The organism is Pseudomonas hamedanensis (genome assembly GCF_014268595.2).
GTDB lineage: Bacteria > Pseudomonadota > Gammaproteobacteria > Pseudomonadales > Pseudomonadaceae > Aquipseudomonas > Aquipseudomonas hamedanensis.
In genome coordinates, this window is the sequence record NZ_CP077091.1 from 801778 (window position 1) to 822255 (window position 20478).

15 protein-coding genes are annotated in these 20478 nt (G+C 59.0%); 7 read left to right on the top strand and 8 right to left on the bottom strand.

All coding sequences use genetic code 11. The features are described from left to right. Positions 1-195 precede the first annotated feature (195 nt). Complete coding sequence (gene hppD, locus HU739_RS03540; RefSeq protein ID WP_186546349.1) at positions 196-1272, top strand: 4-hydroxyphenylpyruvate dioxygenase; 1077 nt, start codon at positions 196-198, stop codon at positions 1270-1272. A 188-nt stretch (positions 1273-1460) separates the two neighbouring features. On the opposite strand, the gene rarD is transcribed toward hppD, so the two are convergent. The 3 genes from rarD to HU739_RS03555 form a co-directional block, all read right to left on the bottom strand. Further along, positions 1461-2342 carry an EamA family transporter RarD gene (rarD, locus tag HU739_RS03545; protein ID WP_186546348.1) on the bottom strand — a complete coding sequence of 294 codons (882 nt, stop codon included), beginning with the start codon at positions 2340-2342 and terminating at the stop codon, positions 1461-1463. A gap of 96 nt (positions 2343-2438) precedes the next feature. Further along, positions 2439-4559, bottom strand: coding sequence for an acyltransferase family protein (locus HU739_RS03550; RefSeq protein ID WP_186546347.1), 2121 nt, complete (start codon positions 4557-4559; stop codon positions 2439-2441). A gap of 108 nt (positions 4560-4667) precedes the next feature. Then, a complete protein-coding gene (locus HU739_RS03555; protein WP_186546346.1) occupies positions 4668-5681 on the bottom strand; it encodes an aldo/keto reductase in 1014 nt (337 codons plus the stop codon). A gap of 212 nt (positions 5682-5893) precedes the next feature. Here HU739_RS03555 and HU739_RS03560 point away from each other — a divergent pair, with 212 nt between their 5' ends. Beyond that, positions 5894-7840, top strand: coding sequence for an Ig-like domain-containing protein (locus HU739_RS03560; RefSeq protein WP_186546345.1), 1947 nt, complete (start codon positions 5894-5896; stop codon positions 7838-7840). Between the two features lie 128 nt (positions 7841-7968). Here HU739_RS03560 and HU739_RS03565 read toward each other — a convergent pair whose 3' ends face one another. Continuing rightward, positions 7969-9279, bottom strand: a complete 1311-nt coding sequence (locus tag HU739_RS03565; protein WP_186546344.1) for an MFS transporter — start codon at positions 9277-9279, stop codon at positions 7969-7971. A 170-nt stretch (positions 9280-9449) separates the two neighbouring features. Here HU739_RS03565 and HU739_RS03570 point away from each other — a divergent pair, with 170 nt between their 5' ends. The 5 genes from HU739_RS03570 to HU739_RS03590 all read left to right on the top strand — a co-directional run bounded on the left by HU739_RS03570 (position 9450) and on the right by HU739_RS03590 (position 16154). Next, positions 9450-10568 carry a sugar diacid recognition domain-containing protein gene (locus tag HU739_RS03570; protein ID WP_186546343.1) on the top strand — a complete coding sequence of 373 codons (1119 nt, stop codon included), beginning with the start codon at positions 9450-9452 and terminating at the stop codon, positions 10566-10568. Between the two features lie 217 nt (positions 10569-10785). Then, positions 10786-11925 (top strand): glycerate kinase, encoded by a 1140-nt coding sequence (locus HU739_RS03575; RefSeq protein WP_186546342.1) that lies wholly within the window; start codon positions 10786-10788, stop codon positions 11923-11925. 177 nt (positions 11926-12102) lie between these two features. Then, complete coding sequence (locus HU739_RS03580; RefSeq protein ID WP_186546341.1) at positions 12103-13728, top strand: methyl-accepting chemotaxis protein; 1626 nt, start codon at positions 12103-12105, stop codon at positions 13726-13728. A 41-nt stretch (positions 13729-13769) separates the two neighbouring features. Beyond that, the gene (locus tag HU739_RS03585) at positions 13770-14957 is read left to right on the top strand and encodes a pyridoxal phosphate-dependent aminotransferase (RefSeq protein ID WP_186546340.1); all 1188 of its coding nucleotides are present in this window, start codon (positions 13770-13772) and stop codon (positions 14955-14957) included. Between the two features lie 246 nt (positions 14958-15203). Next, on the top strand, positions 15204-16154 hold the full coding sequence (locus HU739_RS03590) for an IS110 family transposase (protein WP_186552637.1): 951 nt from the start codon (positions 15204-15206) through the stop codon (positions 16152-16154). A gap of 125 nt (positions 16155-16279) precedes the next feature. Here the strand turns inward: HU739_RS03590 and HU739_RS03595 are convergent, their stop codons facing one another. Genes HU739_RS03595 through HU739_RS03610 form a run of 4 tightly spaced genes read right to left on the bottom strand, consistent with a single transcriptional unit; the run spans position 16280 to position 20418 of the window. Then, on the bottom strand, positions 16280-17257 hold the full coding sequence (locus HU739_RS03595) for a 2-hydroxyacid dehydrogenase (RefSeq protein ID WP_186551394.1): 978 nt from the start codon (positions 17255-17257) through the stop codon (positions 16280-16282). Positions 17258-17268: 11 nt separating this feature from the next. After that, positions 17269-18567, bottom strand: a complete 1299-nt coding sequence (locus tag HU739_RS03600; protein ID WP_186551395.1) for an MFS transporter — start codon at positions 18565-18567, stop codon at positions 17269-17271. A 56-nt stretch (positions 18568-18623) separates the two neighbouring features. Then, a complete protein-coding gene (locus HU739_RS03605) occupies positions 18624-19643 on the bottom strand; it encodes a sugar kinase (RefSeq protein ID WP_186551396.1) in 1020 nt (339 codons plus the stop codon). Further along, positions 19636-20418: a sugar phosphate isomerase/epimerase family protein gene (locus HU739_RS03610; protein WP_186551397.1), complete on the bottom strand. Its 783-nt coding sequence runs from the start codon at positions 20416-20418 to the stop codon at positions 19636-19638. Before HU739_RS03610 ends, HU739_RS03605 begins: the two co-directional genes overlap by 8 nt. Positions 20419-20478: the final 60 nt, after the last annotated feature.

Genomic DNA, 20478 nt, shown 5'->3' on the forward strand with positions numbered 1-20478 from the left:
AATAATAATCGTCTTCTGGCAGCAGAAGCCTCGCCCGCAAGAGCCTTAGGTCGACAATGAAGATATTCGGGTTTCAACTGATCTACGGTGACTTCCTCGCCCGCAGTGTGCGTGGCATCTCCTGCGCGCCACCCCAGACCTCACATGACTGACAAATAACCCTGGTTAATTGATAAGAAATGATGAGGCGCCACCATGGCAGATTTATACGAAAACCCAATGGGCCTGATGGGCTTTGAGTTCATCGAGTTCGCATCGCCGACGCCCGGCACGCTGGAGCCGATCTTCGAGATCATGGGCTTCACCAAGGTCGCGACCCACCGTTCCAAGAACGTGCACCTGTACCGCCAGGGCGCGATCAACCTGATCCTCAACAACGAACCCAACAGCGTCGCCTCGTACTTTGCCGCCGAACATGGCCCGTCGGTGTGCGGCATGGCGTTCCGTGTCAAGGACTCGCAAAAGGCCTACTGCCGCGCACTGGAACTCGGCGCGCAGCCGATCCACATCGAAACCGGTCCGATGGAACTGAACCTGCCGGCGATCAAAGGCATTGGCGGCGCGCCGTTGTACCTGATCGACCGTTTTGGCGAAGGCAGTTCGATCTATGACATCGACTTCGTGTTCATCGAAGGCGTTGACCGCAACCCGGTCGGCGCCGGCCTGAAGATCATCGATCACCTGACCCACAACGTGTATCGCGGCCGCATGGCCTATTGGGCGAACTTCTACGAGAAGCTGTTCAACTTCCGCGAGATCCGCTACTTCGACATCAAAGGCGAATACACCGGCCTGACCTCGAAAGCCATGACGGCACCGGACGGCATGATCCGCATCCCGTTGAACGAAGAATCGTCCAAGGGCGCCGGCCAGATCGAAGAGTTCCTGATGCAGTTCAACGGCGAGGGCATCCAGCACGTTGCGTTCCTGACCGACGACCTGATCAAGACTTGGGATCAACTGAAGAAAATCGGCATGCGCTTCATGACCGCACCGCCAGACACCTACTACGAAATGCTCGAAGGGCGTCTGCCGAACCACGGCGAGCCGGTCGATCAACTGCAATCGCGCGGTATCCTGCTGGATGGCGCGTCGGAGCAGGGCGACAAGCGCCTGCTGCTGCAGATCTTCTCGGAAACCCTGATGGGGCCGGTGTTCTTCGAGTTTATCCAGCGCAAGGGCGATGACGGTTTCGGCGAGGGCAACTTCAAGGCCCTGTTCGAATCCATCGAGCGCGATCAGGTGCGTCGTGGTGTGCTTGCCACCGAGTAATCGGCAACTGAAATGAAAAATCCCGGCCTGCAGCGATGCAGAGCCGGGATTTTTTATGCCTCACACAGATAACAAAAAATGTGGGAGCGGGCTTGCTCGCGAATTCGGTCTACCATTCAACAATGAGGCTGACTGAACGGATGCCTTCGCGAGCAAGCCCGCTCCCACATTTTGAACTGAGCAGGGCTTTAAGGGCGGCGCTGGCGCATCAGGTGTTTAAAACCTTCGAAAACCAGCACCAGCACCGCCAGCCAGATCGGTATGTACGTCAGCCATTCGCCCGGCTTGATGCTCTCGCCCAGCAGCAGCGCTACCGCCAGCAACAGCACCGGCTCGACGTAACTCAACAGGCCAAACAGACTGAAAGGCAACAACCGGCTGGCAATGATGTAAACCACCAGTGCCGACGCGCTGATCAGGCCGAGCAACGGGATCAGCCACATCAGTCCCGGGTATTGAGCAAACACCGCCAGGCCTTGCTCGCCACCCCGCACAAACCACCAGGCGACCGGCAGCATCAACGTCATGTCCACCCACAATCCGCCCAGGTTGTCGGTGTTCAGGTGTTTACGCAGCACGAAATACAGCGGATAGCCGACCACGACCAGCAGCGTCGCCCAGGAGAAACCGCCGACCTGATACAACTCGTTCAACACGCCAAGGCAGGCAAGAAACACCGCGATTTTTTGCAGATACGACAAGCTTTCGCCGTAGGCGATTCGCCCGGTCAGCACCATCGCCAGTGGCAGCAGGAAATAGCCGAGCGACACGTCGAGGCTGTAGTCATTGAGTGGCGCCCACATGAACAGCCACAACTGCACGCCCAGCAGCGCGGACGACATGATCAGACCCGCGAGCCGCTTTGGTTTCGCCATCATCAGCCGGACGAGTTCCAGCACCCGCCGCCATTCGCCGGAGACCAGCATGAACACGGTCATGCAGGGCACGGTCAACAGCATCCGCCAGCCAAAGATTTCCACGCCGCTCAACGGGGTGAGCAGCGAAGTGTAGTAATACATGACGGCGAACAGCACCGAGGCTGAAACCGATAGAGCGATACCTTTAGACAAACTGTCCTCGCGGGTAGGAGATCAAACGGGGCGCGCAGGATACGTGGTTTCTGTGCTGAATATTGGCCGGATGCTCATGATTTTCAACATGGCGCGCTAGGGCTTGGCTTTCAAAGGATTGCCAAAACGCTCGAGATACAACTCGCCAAATTTATACGACGCGTAATCGGAAACGTGGCCAATGTCACGATACACCGGCACGCCATCTATGGTGGTCCTGCACGTTCCGTCCTGGCACTGCACATCTTTCGGGTCGATAACGACAAGGCTCGGATACTCGGCCTGCAGGTCACTGAACAGCGTCGCCATAAAGGGATCCTCAAGACCTGACCATCGCACCGAAGCACAAGAACGGCTGTGCTCGGCGCTGCCCATCAGTCCGCGCAGTTTCACCTGTTTGAGCAGGCATTCATTAATTCCCGTCGGCATCGGGAAGGTGTTCATCAACAGGATTGGCGTGGCGCCGCTCTTGACGATGATAGCCAATGCTTCGCGAATCGCTGTGCCGAGGCGTTGCTGCGACAGTTCGAGGCTGCGCGGGTCATCCAGTCTGGTGACGATGGAGTCGGTGAGGTACGCCTCCCAGAACTGGCCAATGATCACGTATTGAAATTGGCCGTTCGCGATAAGCTCGTAATAGCGCTGCGCGGCGGCGTGGCATTTTTCATAGAGAGCGTTCCTGGCCTTGTACCAGTTGTAGAGATAAATCCCGGGCAGCGCCAGACAGGCCGGATGACCCTGCGCCAGTACCGAAAGGCCGGCATCCCTGGCCAGCGTTTCGACAAATCCCCAATAGTGATTGGAATAGGAATCACCCATCAGCAATACCTGTGGTTTTGCCTGCGCTGCGCCCATGATGCAGCCGGGGTTGCTACCGTCGCTGGCACCCAGACAGTCTTCACGATTAGCCGGTACAAACGCTTTCAAGGTACTGAACATAGCGACGGAGTCTTCACCAAAACGGTTCGGCCATCCTTCGTGGTTCCTGCCAGCCGAGTGCAGCAGCGACAGACCGATCGCGGGCACAATCATCAGCAACAGCAAGGTCTTGCCGAAACCGGCCCGCGCCTTGCGATAGCGGTTTTCGATGAGCACAAAAGACAGGTAGCCCGTCACGAACGTCAACGCGAAGTAGATGACTGTCACTGTCGGCGTCAAAGCGATACCCAGATAAGCCATCACCGCGAGGATCGGCCAGTGCCACAGATACAGCGAGTAGGAGAGGGTGCCGATAAAGACCAGCGGCTTGAACGCCAGGATTCGCGACGTGAGGCTGGCATCGCCAATGCCTCGAAACAACAACACCGCCGTCGCGACGCAGACCGCGATAGCGTGGTAGCTGGGGAATCCGGCAAGAATGTCGTCTTGGACGGCACAGTAGCCAATCACCGCGAGCGCCAGTGCGCAAATCAGCGATGCGCTCAAACGGTTCAATCTGAATCGGTCTGAACTGAAAATGACCGCGCAGGAGCCGATCATCAATTCGAAGATGCGTGCCGTGAAGTAATAGTAGTTAAGGTCGGGATACGCCCGAGACAGATACAGCGCCAGTGCCACGGCCGTCAGGGTCAGGCCCAGAATCACAGCCTTGAACGCATGTTTGGCCACATAACGATCAAGCAGCCAGATACCCAGCGGCAGCACCAGATACCACTGCCATTCGATGGCCAGCGACCAGGTGTGCAATAACGGCAGACTGGCGGCATCGGCGGTCGCGTAGCCCGTTGTTACCTTGGAAAAGTACTGGTTGGAAATGAGTAGCGAGGTGTACTTCTCGCTTTTCAGAAAATCGATGAGGTCATCGGGCAAGTACAACAGCGTGGTGACCAGCAGGCTCACCAGCAACAACGCAATGACCGCCGGCTGCAAGCGCCAAATGCGGCGGGTGTAGAACCCGGTGAAGCTGAACGTGCCATTCTCCAGCGACTTCATGATGATCGACGTGGTCAGGTAGCCCGAAATCACAAAGAAAATATCGACGCCAATAAATCCGGACGGAAAAACGGCAAGTCCGCCGTGAAAGATCAGTACGAGCAGAACAGCAATCGCGCGCAGCCCGTCGATATCCGCACGGTATTCAATAGAGGATTTGCGATGGCCGACAGCGGCGCTCGCCACGGCTGCCGCGGGCGGATGCGGGTCCGTTTCGTCACCAGGATTTTTCAACAGCAGCCCGCGCGAAACCTTTGCGGATACGTCAGCGGGGCGATTGAACATTTTTTATCCCTGGCCGGTGTCGAGCGATCAATCCATTCATTCCCTGACCGCGCTCGATTCAATGAAAAACAGCCGATTGTATCGGCTGTTAAACACTTAGGGAAAATCTTAAACCTGAAGCGCTCTACGTCCCGAGACAAAATGGCTCACATCGTTGAACCCCGGCGTCGAGGCATGGCCCGGCGTCACCAGCGAATCGATAAATGCTTCATCCTGCGCGGTGATTTTGACTGCCTGCGCCAGGGTGTATTGCACCCACTGCGCTTCGGTCCGTGGCCCGACAATTGCCGATGTCACTGCCGCGTTGTTCAGCACCCAGGCAATGGCAAACTCGACCATGCCGACACCCCGTTGCTCGGTGTACTGCTGGATCTGCTGGGCGATGCGCAACGACTCGACCCGCCATTCGGTTTCCAGAATGCGTTTATCCTGGCGTCCGGCCCGGCTGTTGGCGTCTGGCGTCACATCCGGCGCGTACTTGCCGCTGAGCACTCCACGGGCCAGCGGGCTGTAAGGCACCACTCCGAGCCCATAGCTGTGGGCCGCGGTGATCTGCTCGGCCTCTGCCTGACGGTTGACGATGTTGTACAACGGCTGGCTGATCACCGGGCGATCAACGCCCAGTTTGTCGGCGATGCGAATCACCTCGGCAATCCGCCAGCCGCGATAGTTCGACAGGCCCCAGTAGCGGATCTTGCCTTGACGAATCAGGTTGCCAATTGCCGAAACGCTCACCTCAAGGGGCGTGTTGTGGTCTTCGCGGTGCAGGTAATAGATGTCGACATAGTCAGTGCCGAGCCGGTTCAGGCTGGCCTCCAGACCGTTGAAGATGTGTTTGCGGCTTAGACCGCTGCGGTTCGGCACGCCGTCCACCGGACCAAAACCAACCTTGGTCGCTAGCACCCATTCGTGCCGATTGCGGGCAATCGCTTCACCCACGATCTCTTCGGAGCGGCCATTGGTGTAGACGTCGGCGGTGTCGATGAAATTGATGCCCTGATCCCAGGCTTTGTCGATGATGCGCAACGATTCCTCGGTGCTGGTCTGCTCGCCAAACATCATCGTGCCGAGGGTCAGGGTGGACACCTGCAAGCCTGAGTGACCCAGTGTGCGATAGCTCATGCCGAATCCTTTTGTCGGTGGGAAGGGGTAACCAAATACCAGAAGCGCTGAAACCGGCCAACCGTTTTGTCGAAAAGCGCATTCAGCAGCCGTTGGCCGTTCGTCGGGACTGTCAGATCTGACAGTAGTCGGGTCGACGCTTGTTCTGGCCTGATCCTAGGGGATGGCCTTGTAGAAAAGGCCCGCCCTTTCTTGAAATCAGGAGCGCTGTCATGAGCATGCGAACTTTCGATGAGGTGTTGCCAGAGGACGCGGAAATCAACCTTTACGCGCCGCAACTCCCAGACAGCAACACATCAGTAGCCGGTGCCGATTGCGGTATCGCCAAGGCCTTTTACGATCTGCGGCCCGATGGCGCGACAGTCATTATCCATCCGGTTCTGGCGCAGCAGCCGCTGGATACATTTTCAATCCATGTGAACGGGCAGATGCGGGTCGACAGCCAGCAGGCCCAATCCACGAACGACACTGTGACCCTGCATATCCCGAAAAACCTGCTCAGATCCGAGCCGGGTTTCGTCAATGAACTCACTTACACAGTGAAACGCACCACCGGCGCCGAAGAAAACTACGAGCTGCCCTTGACGATTCTGTACAACGCCATTCGCCCCGGAATGGAGGACCAGAACGGCGATGAAGGGCACTCCGAACTGGAGTTGGTTTTGCCTGGCGATGTGCTTCAGGACGGTATTGATGCCGACCGCGCAGCACTGGGTGTGCAGGTGTATTTTTCCTATCCCTACTGCCGGGCCTACGACCGGATCCAGCTCAGTTGTAACGGCCATGATGTATATCGCGAGGTTCATCCCGACGAAGCACCCGCTGCACCGACCAGCGTGCCGACCCGGATTGGTTTGTTGTTGAAAAAAACCGACCTGGAGGCGGCGGGCGATCATCTGCAGTTTTCTTTCTCCTATACGGTGAATGACCAGATCGGCAACAGCCCCGATTTGAATTCGCCGTGGTCAGCACCCATTCGGGTGGTTGTTGATCTGAAGGGCACACGGATGGCGGCGCCGGATATCGCTGAAGATCCGGATGACCCTTATGATGCTCCGGACACCATCGACCTGAAAAAACTGGGCAGCAAAGACCTGACCGTCCAGGTGCATGTACTGGAGTCGCGGTGGGCAATCAGCGATACCGTCCGGGTGACATACCGCGCGACGCCTGGGACCGGGGCCGTGGTGGAGCATGTTGTCGAAGAACTTGTCGGCAGACTTCCGTTCGTGCACAAGTTGATGATTCCCAATGCCAAGGTGATTGCTGACAGTGCTATTGCTGTGACGTGCCAGCAAGTGCGTGGGGGCGAGGTTACTGCAACGTCGAAAGTTGCGCGGGCACGGGTGATCGTGAAGCCGGTTATTTTGGCGGTGAAGAATTCATCCGGGCTGGACGTGCAGAACGGTGGCACGGTTTCGGATAATAAAGTGGTGTTGTCGGGGGGCGCGCTGGCGGGGATGGTGTTGCGGATTTTTGATGGCGACGTGTTTATTGAAGAGGTTCAAACCGGAGCGAATTATAAGTGGCAGAGCAAGTTGCTACCGATTGCGGTTGGGCAGCACAGCTTTACCGTGAAGGAAAAAAGCGGAAACCAGCTCGAGTCAGATCCTTGGTTGATTGAACGATTGGCGTTCAGTATCCATCGAGCACAAATGAAGCTTCATGGGTTCTCGGTAAAACTGACGCACTGGCCGAAAACCGGCGAAGATTCTATTGGTAATGCCGAAATCCGCAAACCGACGGGCGGGGTTCCGCCATACGATTATGCCTCCTCCGACTCGCTGACTGCCTCTGTCACTGAGACGGGGAAGGTTGTTGGACTAAAACGTGGCGTGGCGACCATTTATGTAACTGATCAGGAAGGTACAGCGCTTACTTATTTGGTAAGTGTTGAAAATGTATTTAAGTTGCAGGTCAGCGCTGAGAAACTGGCTTCGGATACCGCAATTGTCTGGATGAACACGCTAGGAGGGCAGCACACGTATAACTATATTTTTACACGGGATTTACGGCGGGTTTACGTTGTATCTATTCCAGAGGCGATTAATTCATGTGTGATGAGTGGGAGGTACTATATATATATGGGGACGGATATGCAGTTCTGGGGTCATCAAGGCCGACAAAGCCTAACCTCCTGGTGCCTGACGCCGCTCTAGTTCATTAATAGGTAAATGCGGGATTCAAAGAGCACTGATTGTTCCTGCGCAGGCATGGGAATGATCAAAACAAGAGGAATCCAATAAAAACGGCCCAATCAAGGGCCGTTTTCAGAAGGCATCTAAACCTAAGCCCGTAACGTCCGCGTCATCCGCAACGCGAGCAAACTCCCACCGACAATCACCGCCGCCAGCAGATACAACGCCGCATCCGTCGACCCTGTACTGTCCTTGACCCAACCCACCAGGTACGGGCTGAGGAAACCGGCCATCTGCCCCATCGAGTTGATCAGCGCCAGGCCACCGGCCGCAGCCCCTGCGCTCAACATGGCGGTCGGCACCGGCCAGAACATCGGCAGACCCGTCAGCGCGCCCATGGTCGCAATGGTCAAGCCGAGAATCGCAATCGCCGGGTTAGCGGCGAAATTCACCGCGATGACCAAACCGATCGCGCCCATCAACATTGGCACCACCAAATGCCAGCGGCGCTCTTTGCGCAAGTCTGCCGAACGCCCGACCACCAGCATGAACACCGCAGCCAGCAGATACGGAATCGCACTCAACCAGCCGATCACCAGGTTATCGCTGAAACCCAGGTTCTTGATGATCGACGGCAGCCAGAAGTTGATCGCGTACACGCCGCTCTGAATGCAGAAATAGATCAGGCCAAACGCCCAGATCGCCGGGTTCTTGAACACCGCGAGCAGCGAGTCGGTCGCGGTTTTCGGTTTGTTGGCGAGGTCTTCGGCATGGTCGGCTTCGAGTACCGAGCGTTCGTGCGCGGTCAGCCATTTGGCATTGGCGAAGCTGTCGCTGAGCAGGAAATAGGCGAGGGCGCCGAGGATTACCGTCGGAATGCCTTGCAGGAGAAACATCCACTGCCAGCCGGCCAGACCGCCTTGGCCTGCGGCGAAGTGATTGAGAATCCAGCCGGAGAACGGGCTGCCGAGCAAGCCCGAGACCGGGATCGCCGACATGAACAGCGCCATGATCCGCCCACGGCGGAAGGTCGGGAACCACTGCGACAGGTACAGCACGACACCGGGGAAGAACCCGGCTTCGGCCGCACCGGTAAACAGGCGCAGGGTGTAGAACCCGGTGGGCGTGGTGACGAACAACAGGCAGGTCGACAGCGTGCCCCAGGTGATCATCATCAGCGCAATCCAGCGCCGTGGACCAAACTTTGTCAGGGCTAGGTTACTCGGCACGCCGCACAGCACGTAGCCAATGAAGAAAATACCAGCCCCGAGGCCGTACACGGTTTCGCTGAATTTCAGCGCGTCGAGCATCTGCAGTTTGGCAAATCCGACGTTGACCCGGTCGAGGTAGTTGAACAGGTAGCAGATGAAGATGAAGGGGATCAAACGCAGGGTGATGCGTTTGTAGACGGCGTTTTTACCGTCGTCGATGGTCTGGGTAGCAGCGGCGCTCTGCGACATGGCGGCTCTCTCTTTATTATGATTTTTTGCGATGCAAAGGGTAACGTTGATCGCCCTGAGAGTCTCGGCCACCTCTGGCCGGATTGTCTTTGTGCCAGCGCACAGCGATTGCCGCCAAGCCCTGTGCCGGTGAACAACCGCGTGCCGTATTTTTCAAGGATCTGCCCACCATGTTCGAACTCGATCACGACCTCGCTCAGGACATCGTCGACCGGGCGATGGCCATTTTGCCGTACAACGTCAACGTCATGGACAGCCAAGGCTTGATCCTCGGCAGCGGCGAACCGGAGCGCATCAACACCCGCCACGAAGGCGCGCAACTGGTGCTGGCGAACGGGCGGGTGGTGGAGATCGACGCGCAGACGGCGGTGCACCTTAAAGGTGTGCAGCCGGGCATCAACCTGCCGTTGTTGCTCGACCAGCGCTTGATCGGGGTGCTTGGCATCACCGGCGAACCGGAGCAATTGCGCACGTATGCCGAACTGGTGCGCATGACCGCCGAAATGCTCGTTGGCCAGCGCAATCAGCAAGCCGAGCAGCAATGGCGGCGGCAGCGTTGCGATGACCTGCTGGCGTTGCTGCTGAGTGAGGCGGGGGATTCGCCGCGTCTGATCGATGAGGCGCAACAGCTCGGGCTCAAGCCACAATTGACGCGGGTGCCGTATCTGTTTGAGCTGGGCCTCGAGCATGGCCCGGGGCAAACCGTCGAGGCGCTGAGTGCCTGGCTGATGTCGCGTTACCCGGACAGCTGGTGCGTGAGTTCGGCCAAGTCATCGCTGCTGTGGTGCCGGCCGGCAAGTCAGCACGTTGAGCATGACCGTCTGCTGGAAAAACTCGACGGCCTCGGCTGGAAGATTCTGCGCATTGCCGTCGGCGGGCAGGCCGATGGCCTGGCCGGGTTGCGCCGCTGTTATCGACGGGTCGGCGACTTGCTCGCTTATGGTCGTGATGTGCTGCCGCACTCGCGTTTATTGACGCTGAACCGTTATCGGTTGCCGGTCATGTTGTGGCGCCATCGCAACGATGATGCACTGGACGAATTGCTCAAACCATTGCGCAAGGTGATCGCCAAGGACAGCAACGGGCAACTGCTGGCGACCTTGCGTAGCTGGTGCGAGCACGACGGGCAGAGTCAGGCCTGTGCCGAGGCGCTGGGCATCCATCGCAACAGCCTGCGCTATCGCATGGAACGGATTGCTGAGCTGAGTGGGGTGGATCCTTTGAAGCTGGACGGGATGTTGGCGCTGTATCTGGGGGTGCAGTTGTTGCCGCAGACAGATCCGGGTTAATTGGGCGTCTTCAAAGACGCCATCGCGAGCAGGCTCACTCCTACATTTGGAATGCGTACCCCCTGTAGGAGTGAGCCTGCTCGCGATAGGGCCGGAACATCCACCGCAAGGCTTTTGTGAAAATGAACAACAATCATCTCCCGCACTTGTGCACCCGACAGGCGTCAACGCCCATGCCGACTGGCAGCATGAAGGCCAATGCAACCGGAGAATTCGCATGAAGATCGTCATCGCCCCCGATTCGTTCAAGGACAGCCTGAGTGCCCAAGGCGTTGCCGAGGCCATTGCCCTGGGTTTGGCGCAGGTCTGGCCGCACGCGACGCTGGTCAAATGCCCGATGGCCGACGGCGGGGAAGGCACGGTCGAGTCGATTCTCGCCGCGTGCGAAGGCCAATTGCGCCGCACCCGCGTGCGTGGGCCGTTGGGGGCGCCGGTCGACGCGGCCTGGGGCTGGTTGCCGGACAATCACACAGCAATCATCGAAATGGCCGAAGCCAGCGGCTTGCAGTTGGTGCCGCTGGGCCAGCGTGATGCGTGTATCAGCAGTACATTTGGCACCGGTGAGTTGATTCGCGCGGCGCTGGACGCTGGCGCGCAGCGAGTGATCCTCGCCATTGGCGGCAGCGCCACCAACGATGGTGGTGCCGGGGCGATGCAGGCGTTGGGCGCGAAACTGCTGGATGCGCAGAATCAGCCGTTGGTGCCCGGTGGCCTGGCCCTGGCGCAACTGGCGCGGCTGGACTTGAGTGAGCTTGACCCGCGCTTGTCCAGCGTGCGCTTCGACATCGCCGCCGACGTGAATAATCCGCTGTGCGGCCCACACGGCGCCTCGGCGATTTTCGGTCCGCAGAAAGGCGCTTCGCTCGCGCAGGTTCAGCAACTCGATCAGGCACTGGGACATTTTGCCGAGCTGTGCGCTCAGGCGCTGGGCAAGGATGTGCGCGATGAGCCGGGCAGCGGCGCGGCGGGTGGTCTGGGGTTTGCCGCCAAGGCGTTTCTCGGCGCGCAGTTTCAGGCCGGTGTCGAGGTGGTGGCGGAACTGGTTGGACTCGCTGAGGCGGTCAAAGGCGCGGATCTGGTGATTACCGGCGAAGGCCGCTTCGATGCGCAGACCTTGCGCGGCAAGACGCCGTTCGGTGTCGCGCGTGTCGCTAAACAATACGCCGTGCCGGTGATTGTCATCGCCGGCACCTTGGGTGAGGGCTATCAGGAGCTCTACCAACACGGCATCGACGCGGCGTTCGCCGTGACCAGCGGGCCGATGGCGCTGGAGCAAGCCTGCGCCGAAGCCCCGCGTCTGCTGCGTGAACGCGCCACCGACATCGCCCGGGTCTGGCAACTCGCCACCAAGCGCTGATCCGCGAGCCTTCTACGAAAATATTTGCGACGAACCCGAAACCTTCCTCAAGCCTGGCCGATACAACGATCAGGCGCACACAAAATTCGCATAACAGTGACGCCGGACTGCCGCCCGCCCAGGGGCCAGTGATCACGGCATGGACGCTCGTAGTTTCTTTCTTTCGAGAGTCCGACCATGTCCCTGCGTAATCTGAATATCGCGCCCCGTGCGTTCCTCGGTTTTGCCTTTATCGCCTTGCTGGTGATTGTTCTTGGCGTGTTCGCCGTCAGTCGCATGACGGTCATTCGTCAGGCTTCGATCGACATGGACACCAACCAGTTGCCAAGCGTGACTCACCTCAGCGTGGTCACGGAAAACGTCCTGCGCATGCGCATTCTCTCGTTCCGTGTGCTGGTCAATCGCGAACCCGCCAGCCTGCAAGAGGCGCAAACCCGCATCGCTGTGCTGGTCGACAAGGTGCGCAAAGCTCAGGCCAGCTACGCTGCGTTGCCGGCAGGTCCTGAAGAGCGCGCGGTCTTCCAGGCGTTTTCGACCACGCTCGACAATTACCTGCAAGCGCAGAACCAGATGCTTGAGCTGTCGCGCCAGGGCGATCTCGAAGCGCTGCGTGCGTTGATCAACACGCGCATAAAGGAAGGCACCGATCAGATGGGCGAGCAGCTCAACAAGCTGATCGGCATGAACACGGCCGGGGCCAGAGCGGCGGCGACACACGCCGGTGAAAACTATGACAGCGCCATCACCGGGATCATCATCGTTGCCGTGATAGCGGCGCTGGCCACGGTGTTGCTCGCCTGGTTACTGACCCGCAGCATCGTTACACCGCTTAACCGCGCCGTGCAGGCCGCGCAAACCATTGCCGGTGGCGACCTGAGCAAAGCCATCGAGATCGACGGCAAGGACGAACCGGCGCGTCTGCTGGAAGCCTTGGCCGCGATGCAAACCAATTTGCGTAAAACCATCGAACAGATTGCCGGTTCCGCTACACAACTGGGCGCCGCCGCCGAAGAGCTCAGCGCTGTCACCGAAGAAGCCTCGCGCGGCTTGCAGCAACAGAACAATGAAATCGAACAAGCCGCCACCGCCGTCAACGAGATGACCGCCGCCGTCGAGGAAGTCGCACGCAATGCCGTGTCCACTTCCGAAGCGTCGAACCAGTCGACTCAAGCCGCCCGCGAAGGCCGCGATCAAGTAGTGAAAACCGTCGACGCGATCCAGACCATGACCCACGACGTGCAAAACACCGCGCAAATGATCGAAGGCCTCGCCGCGCAAGGTCGTGACATCGGCAAGGTGCTGGACGTGATTCGCGCCATCGCCGAACAGACCAACCTGCTGGCGCTCAACGCCGCCATTGAAGCCGCCCGCGCGGGTGAGGCCGGGCGTGGTTTCGCCGTGGTCGCCGACGAAGTGCGGGCCCTGGCCCATCGCACTGCGCAATCGACCCAGGAAATCGAGAAAATGGTCGCCGGCATTCAGAACGGCACCGGCGAAGCGGTTTCGTCGATGCAGCAAAGCAACCAGCGCACCCAGTCCACTCTGGAAATGGCCCGCGCTGCCGGTGTGGCGCTGGAGCAAATCACTCATTCGATCCACCTGATCAACGAACGCAACCTGGTCATTGCCAGCGCGTCGGAAGAACAGGCGCAAGTGTCGCGGGAAGTCGATCGCAACCTGGTCAATATCCGCGACCTCGCCACGCAATCCGCCGCCGGCGCCAACCAGACCAGCGCCGCGACCCACGAGCTGTCGCGACTGGCGGTGGATTTGAACGCCATGGTGGCGCGTTTCGTGATTTGAGATACGGTGAAGGCTGGAAACCGCGCAATCAGGAGACGTACATGCGCTATTCAGCCTTGACCCAACGAATCGCCGGGGAGGGTGCCGCGGCCTGGCAGATTCACGACCGAGCGCTGGAACTGCGCGCCGAAGGTGTCGACGTTTTGTTGCTCAGCGTGGGCGATCCGGATTTCGACACGCCGTTGCCGATTGTGCATGGCGCCATCGACAGCCTGTTGGCCGGCGATACGCACTATGCCGACATTCGTGGCCGGCTCGAGCTGCGCAGGCTGATTGCCGAGCGCCATTGCCAGCGCAGCGGTCAGCGCGTTGATCCGGACCAGGTGATTGTCCTGCCCGGCGCGCAATGCGCGGTGTATTCGGTGGCGCAGTGTCTGCTCGATCCGGGCGACGAAGTGATCGTTGCCGAACCGATGTACGTCACTTACGAGGGCGTGTTTGGCGCTTGCGGGGCCACGGTGATTGCGGTGCCGGTGCGGCCGGAAAACGCTTTTCGCGTCGACCCTGTAGATGTTGCCGCGCGAATCACATCAAAGACCCGCGCCATACTGCTCTACAGTCCGAACAACCCCAGTGGCGCAAGTCTGTCACTGCCGATCTGGCAGGCACTGGGTGCACTGTGCATTCGTCACGATTTGTGGCTGATCAGCGACGAGGTCTACAGCGAGCTTTTATATGAAGGCCAACACATCAGCCCGGCGAGCCTGCCGGGCATGGCCGAACGCACGGCGACGATCAACAGCCTGTCGAAATCCCATGCGATGACCGGTTGGCGCATCGGCTGGATGATCGGGCCGAAACCGTTGGCTGAGCATTTGGTGAACCTGTCGCTGAGCATGCTGTTCGGTCTGCCCGATTTTGTGCAAAAGGCTGCGCAGGTTGCCTTGGAGAGTGACTTGCCCGAAGTGGCGCAGATGCGTGAGGAGTACCGCTTGCGCCGGGATCTTGTGTGCGAGCGTTTGCGCGATTGCCCGGGGCTGCGGCCGATTCGTCCGGATGGCGGCATGTTCGTCATGGTCGATGTCCGCCAGACCGGCCTCGGCGCCCAGGCGTTTGCCGAGCAGTTGCTGGAAGGCTATGGCGTGTCGGTGCTTGCCGGCGAAGCATTCGGGCCGAGCGCGGCGGGGCACATTCGGATCGGGCTGGTGGTGGATCGGGTCAAACTGGCGGATGCCTGCGCGAGGATTGCGTTGTGTGCGGTGCAGCTGTTGCAAGCGCGTAGTGCCTGAAAAATTTGTATTGTTTGATCCGGCCCTTCGCGAGCAAGCCCGCTTGTATGGTTAGACTTGAAGGGGTGGTGGGACGAACAGTTCGCATCTGACTGCTGTAACAGTACAGACCGTGGGAGACCTCGCCCCACCCCTTCCACCAAAAGCGCCGATAGAGAATGCTTCGTTCAAGCGACGATAGAAACAAGCCTGCGCCTCTGGGTGAAACCCCTACAAGCTGTAAAACCTTAGCGTGGAGAAGTGCCAGTGGCAATGCGCGTGTCGAAGGCAATCGTGGGCGTGGACGTCGCCAAAGCTGAACTCGTTATTTATTTAGCAGATCCAGATCTGCTCACCTCGATAACCAATGAAAAGCTGGCCATAAAGCGCTGGCTTAAAACATTGGCGGGGCCCACTGCGATAGCTGTTGAGGCGACAAATATTTATCACGTCGACTTGGTTGAGTTGGCTCATGAGTCAGGTCACGACGTCTACATCATCGACGGTTTTCAACTAAGTAATTATCGTAAAAGTATCGGTGGTCGCAGTAAAACGGACGCATCTGACGCCCGTCTTCTCGCCCGTTTTTTAAAAAACGAAGGTGAGGATCTGCGACCTTGGACCCCACCTCCGGCAGTCTACGGCAAGCTGCAAAGCCTTCTACGACGCAGAGCTTCGCTGATACGGGCCAAAACCAGCCTGACCCAGAGCTGGGCAAATGACGCCAGTTTGAAAGGCGTGTTCGCAACTTTCATAAAGTCTATAGAACGGCTGGATTTACTTGTTCAGAAAAAACTCAAGGAAGTCTTGCGCGAAGCTGGTTTGCTGGAAGAGGTTGCCAGATGCCAAGCCATCGAAGGTATAGGTTTTCTAACTGCAACTGCTTTGGTCATGGCATACAACCGAGGCGACTTTACCAGCGGGGACTCTTATATAGCGTTCTTAGGCATGGACCTGAGAGTGAGTGACTCGGGTCAAAAAAATGGCCGTAGATATTTAACCAAGCGAGGATGCTCGGAGGTACGTCGATTACTGCATAACGCCGCCATGTCAGCCTGCCGATCAAATGCCTGGAAAGAGTTCTACAACCATCATCTCAGTTGCGGAAAAGCGACTACACAGGTGCTGGTGATGCTCGGCCGTAAACTTGCTCGAATAGCGTTCGCCCTGATGAAAAACCAGAGCGAATACCAATCGAAAGGGGGAGTTATGGCTTGATGACAACCATAGAATCTCCCACAGGTGACCGCATTCCAAGGTGCGGGCTTGCTCCCACAGTTGAAATGCATTCCCCTGTGGGAGCGAGCTTGCTCGCGAAGGCGGTTTAGCAGACGCCGAAAGCCTCAGCCCTGCCAAGCGGTGGGATTCACCAGATTCGCCGGCCTTTCCCCACCCAGCGCCGCCAGCAGATTCTCCACCGCACACCGCGCCATCGCCTCACGCGTCTCATGCGTTGCCGAGCCCATATGCGGCGTCGCCACCACATTACTCAACTGCAACAACGGCGAGTCATGGTTCAGCGGCTCGCGCTCAAACACATCCAGCCCCGCCGCGCGAATGCGCTTGTTGGCCAAGGCATCGATCATCGCCGCTTCATCGACTACTTTACCGCGCGAGATATTGATGAAAATGCTCTCCGGTCGCATCAGCGCAAACTGCTCGGCGCCGATCAGTCGTTCAGTCTGCGCCGTCAATGGCAAGGTCAGGCAAATGAAATCGGCCTGCTTGAGCAAATCCTCGAGGCTGCGATATTGCGCGTCGAAACGTTCCTCGACCGCCGGTTTGCGCGACTGGCTGTGGTAGATCACCGGCATGCCGAAGCCGAAATGCCCACGCTGGGCCAGGGCCTCGCCGATGCGGCCCATGCCGATGATGCCCAGCGTCTTGCCGTGCACGTCGGTGCCGAAATGCGCCGGGCCGATGTTGCGACTCCATTGCCCGCCACGCACCATGTTGGCCAGTTCGACCACACGCCGGGCAGCGGCGAGGATCAGGGCGAAACCGGTGTCGGCGGTGGTTTCGGTGAGCACATCAGGAGTATTGGTGAGCAGGACGTTGCGTCGGCTCAGGTAATCGATGTCGTAGTTGTCGACACCTACCGAGACGCTGGCAATCGCCTCCAGTTGCGGCGCGAGATCCAGCAGCGCCGCATCGAGTTTCAGGCTGGCGCCGAGCAAACCGTGGGCGCGGGGCAGGGCATCGCGAAGTTGCATGAGGCCGTCGGCGTCGAGGCTTTCGATCAGCGTCACGTCAAACTGCTCTTGCAGCCGCACCATCAGCGCTGGCGAGAGTTTCTTGTACAGCACGATGTGTTTTTTCATGGCAAATCCCTTCAGGAGTGCGCCGGCACGCGCGGCGTGGCGACGGCTTTGGCGACGACGCGATCACTGGCGCCGGGCTTGAGAAAAATGGTCAGCACCACCGACAGCAATAACGCGCCGCTCATCAACAGATACGACGCGCCAGGCGAACCGGTGGAGCTGTTCAGGTAGCCGACCAGATACGAACCGCCGAAAGAGCCGAGCGCGCCCATGCTGTTGATCAGCGCCATCGCGCCGCCGGCGACGTTGGCCGGCAGGATTTCCGGGACAATGGCAAAGAATGGCCCGTACGGCGCGTACATGCAGGCGCCAGCAATCACGAGCAGCGTGTACGACAACCAGAAATGTTCGGCACCGAGCGCGTAAGAACCGTAAAACGCGATCGAAGCAATCAACAGTGGCGGCCAGACGAAGCGCTTACGCTTCTGTAATTTATCCGAACCCCACGACACCGCGAGCATGCCGATCACCGCCGCCAGATACGGCAGCGCCGACAGCCAGCCGGCCTCGATCATGTCCATTTGCGCGCCGGCTTTAAGGATCGACGGCAGCCACAGGACGAAACCGTAAACGCCGATGCTCCAGCAGAAAAACTGCAGGGCCAGAATGATCACCTTTGGCGAACGGAACGCCTCGGCGTAATTCTTCACCGCTTTGATCCCGACCTGCTCAGCGGCAAGGGCGCTTTCCAGGTCTTGTTTTTCCTGCTCATTGAGCCACTTGGCCTGGGCTGGACGATCATCGGCCAGACGCCACCAGATAAACGCCCAGAACACCGCTGGCAAGCCTTCGATGATGAACATCCAGCGCCAGCTGAAATGCTGCACCAGATACCCCGAAACCACGGACATCCACAGCATGGTCACCGGGTTGCCGAGGATCAGAAAAGTGTTGGCGCGCGAGCGTTCGGCGCGGGTAAACCAATGACACAGGTAGACCAGCATGGCCGGCATCACCGCCGCTTCGACCACGCCGAGCATGAAGCGAATGACGATCAACCAGTAGGCGTTGGACACCACGCCGGTCAACGTGGCGAGACCGCCCCAGAGAATCAGGCTGACGAAGATCAGCTTCTTCACGCTGTGCTTTTGCGCGTAGATCGCCCCCGGCACCTGAAAGAAAAAGTAACCGAGAAAGAACAGCGCCCCGAGCAGCGAGGACAGGCCCGGAGTGATCATCAAGTCTTCGGCCATGCCGGACGCGGCGGCAAAACCGTAATTGGCGCGATCCAGATACGCCAGGCTGTAGGTGATGAACACAATGGGCATGATGTACCACCAGCGGCGGGTGGCAAGGGTTGCGGTTTTCATGGTGTGACTCCTGAGCTTGTTGTTTTTGTCGCAGCAGGTTCAATGATTTACGGTGGCTATGCGGGCCTCTTCGCGAGCAGGCTCGCTCCCACAGGGGAGTGCATTTCAAATGTAGGAGCGAGCCTGCTCGCGAAGGCGGCCTCAAATTCAACGGATAACTCCAGACGGGTCGGCAACCCTTCCATATCCCCGCGACTCTGCACCGCGCGACTGCCAATCCAGTTCGCTCGCTGCACCGCCTCGGCAAAGCTCTGGTGTTCCAGCAGGGCGCTGATCATCCCCACCGCGAAGCCGTCACCGGCGCCCACCGTATCGACGACGTTGGTCACCGGCACACCCGCGACAAAGCCCTGATCCAGATGCGTGCGGTAATAGGCGCCCTCCGGCCCGAGCTTGATCGCTACCGCCTCGGCACCCTGGTCCAGATAAAACGCGGCAATGTCCGCCGGGTCGTCGAAACCGGTGAGCAAACGGCCTTCACTCAATCCCGGCAGCACCCAATGGGCGAGCGCGGCGAGACGGTTGATCTCGCAGATCATCTCGCCTTCACTGGCCCACAGGCTCGGGCGCAGATTGGGGTCGAACGACACGCTGCGCCCGGCGTTGCGCATCCGAGTCATCAGTTCAAACGACATTTCCCGTGCCGACGCCGACAGTGCGGGCGGAATCCCCGTGGCGTGCAAATGGCGGGCGTTAAGTAGCGATGGTGTGATCGATTGCGGCGACAGATGACTGGCTGCCGAACCGCAACGGAAATACTCGACCTGCGGGTCGCTGCCATCGTCGTTGCGCGATTTGAACTGGAAACCGGTCGGATGCTGGTTATCGACGTCGACGTGACTGCAATCGAGTCCTTCGTTGACCAACGTCTCGACCACAAAGCGTCCGAGCGAATCGTTGCCGACCCGGCTCAGCCACGCCACGTTAAAACCCAGGCGTGACAGCCCGATCGCGACGTTGCTGTCGGCCCCGGCGATGCGCTTGTGAAAATGCTCGACCGCGGCCAGATCGCCGGTCTGCTCGGCGACCAGCATCGCCATCGTTTCACCGAACGAGAGAATATCGATCTCAGACATGGGCAGGCTCCAGGCGCGATTGACCGAGGCGGGCGAGGGCGGCGACGTGTTCGCGGGTCAGTTGCACCAGGTCATCGCCCTGCAGTGGATATTCGGCGGCGCGCATAACGCCTTGGTCCATGTGCCTTAGCAGTTGTTCCCACAGATGCAGGTCGCTGATGGCCGGCGGTACGGCGACCAGTTTGCCGTCGGCGCGACGGGCCACGGCTTTGCAATGCACATAACCTACGTGACGGCCGAGCGCGCGGGCGGCGCTGGCGGCGGACTGATCCTGCCAGTGCCAGTTGCCAATATCGAAGGTCATTTTGATCGGCAGATTGTGCTGCTCGACGGCGTCGAAGAAGCGCTGAAACGGCTCGATGCGCCCGCCCTGCAAGGTCTGATCGTTCTCTACCAGCAGTTGCACGGGGCTGTGTTTGAGCCGCTCGGCCAGCGCTTGCAGATCAGAATTGTCAGTGAAATAACCGAGCGACACCTTCAGCCATTTCGAACCGAACGCCTGGGCCTGTTGCAGCGCAGTGATCAATTCGGGATTCGGCTGCGCCTGGCCGGCGAGCCACAGTTCGGTGGGCGAGGAATAAATGCTTTGCAAGCCCTGCGCCTGAGTGGCCTGGGCCAACTGCGCTGGGTCTTCGCGGGTCAGCAGCTCTTCGCGCCATTCGATGCGATTGGCCCCGGCTGCCGCCAGAATATCGATGAAAGAATCTTGCCCACGCTGGCGCACAAGCTCGGCGCCGTAGCTGGACAGACTGATGGAAACGGCGGGTTTATTCATTGTTATTGACCTCTGAAACCGGTTTCATTTTTGTTCAAAAAATATCTGATGTTTTGTGTT